The following is a 1,614-nucleotide window of genomic DNA, read 5'->3' as shown; positions in this document are numbered from 1 at the left end:
GTGCTACGCCGCACCGTCACTGCGCCAATGGCTGTGGACCTGGGCGGACGGAGGCAACGTGTGGGACGAAGCAATCAAGATCATTTAGGTGTGCGTCGACGGCGACCAGGAGTTCGGCCTCCCGGGCCCGTCGCCCGGCGTCGCGCAGCAGCTCGACATAGGTGCTCGTGGGGTTGGTGAAGCCGTCGCCGACGAAGGCCTCGACGGTGATCCGACCGGCGTCGGTGAGGTCCTCGGGGAGGGCCTGGCGGATGAGGAAGTCCATCGGGCCAGTGTGCCGGAGCCCTGGTCGGGGCGGTCCTCCGGGGTCGAACGGCTCGTAGGGACCGGGGCCGCGGCCGGGTCGGCGGTGCCGTACAGCCGCTCGGGCCGGGCCGGGTCGGCCGGGTAGCCGCCCGGGCGGTGGTAGTTGTCGCGGCCGGCCGCCGGGCCGCTGGAGGTCTCGCGGCCGATCAGGAGGCCGAGCAGGCCGAAACCGCCGACGGCCGCGGTCATGGCGAGTGCGCCGATGAGGGTGTCGCTGTCCATGGGCACCACTGTGGCCGGGCGGCGCCGTGGCCACGAGTGGCAGGAACGACCGATCACCTCGAAATCCTGCCATCCGGTTCCTTCCGCCGGGGCGGGCACCGGGGGCATCCTGGTGGGCATGCTGAAGAACGTGGTCGCGGTGGTGCTGGAGGAGGTCCACCCCTTCGAACTGGGCGTGGCCTGCGAGGTGTTCGGCCTGGACCGCACCGCCGACGGGCTGCCGGGCTACGACTTCGCGATCGCCGGGGCCCGTCCGGGGCCGCACGCCACCCACTCCGGCTTCGCGGTGGACGTCCCGTACGGCCCGGAGCGCCTCGCCGGGGCGGACCTCGCGGTGGTCACCGCGGCGAGCATCCGCCGCGACTACCCGGAGCCGCTGCTGGCGGCGCTGCGCGGGGTGGTCGAGGGCGGCGGCCGGGTGCTGTCCATCTGCAGCGGCGCCTTCGTGCTGGGCGCCGCCGGGCTGCTGGACGGCCGTCGTGCCGCCACGCACTGGCGGCACAGCGCGGCGCTGGCCGAGCGCTTCCCGCTGACCGCGGTCGAGCCGGACGTGCTGTACGTCGACGACGACCCGGTGATCACCTCCGCCGGGACGGCGGCCGGCATCGACGCCTGCCTGCACCTGGTGCGCAAGGTGCAGGGTGCCGAGGTGGCCCGGGAGATCGCCCGCCGGATGGTGGTGGCCCCGCACCGGGAGGGCGGGCAGGCCCAGTTCGTGAACCGCCCGCTGCCCGAGGCCGCCGACGCCTCGCTGGCCCCGCTGCTGGACTGGATGCGCCACCACCTGGCCGAGGAGGCCACTGTCGAGCAGCTGGCCGCCCGGGCGCACATGTCGCCGCGCACCTTCGCCCGCCGCTTCCAGCAGGAGACCGGCACCACCCCGCACCGCTGGCTGGTCGGGCAGCGGGTGCTGCTCGCCCAGCGGCTGCTGGAGTCCACCACCGAGCCGGTGGACGCGATCGCCGCCCGCTGCGGCTTCGGCAACGCGGCCGCCCTGCGGCACCACTTCGGCCGCCGACTGGGCACCACGCCGCTGGCCTACCGGCGCTGCTTCGCCGAGCCGGAGCCCCGGGCGGGCTGAGGGGA

At 74.9% G+C, this 1,614-nt stretch carries 2 protein-coding genes; one reads left to right on the top strand and one right to left on the bottom strand.

The window, feature by feature from the left end; all coding sequences use genetic code 11:
- Positions 1–16: 16 nt before the first annotated feature.
- Positions 17–265, bottom strand: coding sequence for a hypothetical protein (locus ACIQOV_RS40740; RefSeq protein ID WP_401056096.1), 249 nt, complete (start codon positions 263–265; stop codon positions 17–19).
- A gap of 381 nt (positions 266–646) precedes the next feature.
- Between ACIQOV_RS40740 and ACIQOV_RS40735 the strand changes: the two genes are divergently transcribed.
- Positions 647–1,609: a helix-turn-helix domain-containing protein gene (locus ACIQOV_RS40735; RefSeq protein WP_359904578.1), complete on the top strand. Its 963-nt coding sequence runs from the start codon at positions 647–649 to the stop codon at positions 1,607–1,609.
- The last annotated feature ends 5 nt before the right edge of the window (positions 1,610–1,614 follow it).

It is taken from the genome of Kitasatospora sp. NPDC091257 (genome assembly GCF_044757675.1).
Classification (GTDB): domain Bacteria; phylum Actinomycetota; class Actinomycetes; order Streptomycetales; family Streptomycetaceae; genus Kitasatospora; species Kitasatospora lactacystinica.
Note: the sequence above shows the minus strand (reverse complement) of the source record. Positions and strands in the feature narration are given on the sequence as shown.

What these genes read in the sequence shown, in the direction of transcription:
- ACIQOV_RS40740 (WP_401056096.1), bottom strand. Translation starts at nt 265, where the DNA reads ATGGACTTCCTCATCCGCCAGGCCCTCCCCGAGGACCTCACCGACGCC.
- ACIQOV_RS40735 (WP_359904578.1), top strand. Translation starts at nt 647, where the DNA reads ATGCTGAAGAACGTGGTCGCGGTGGTGCTGGAGGAGGTCCACCCCTTC.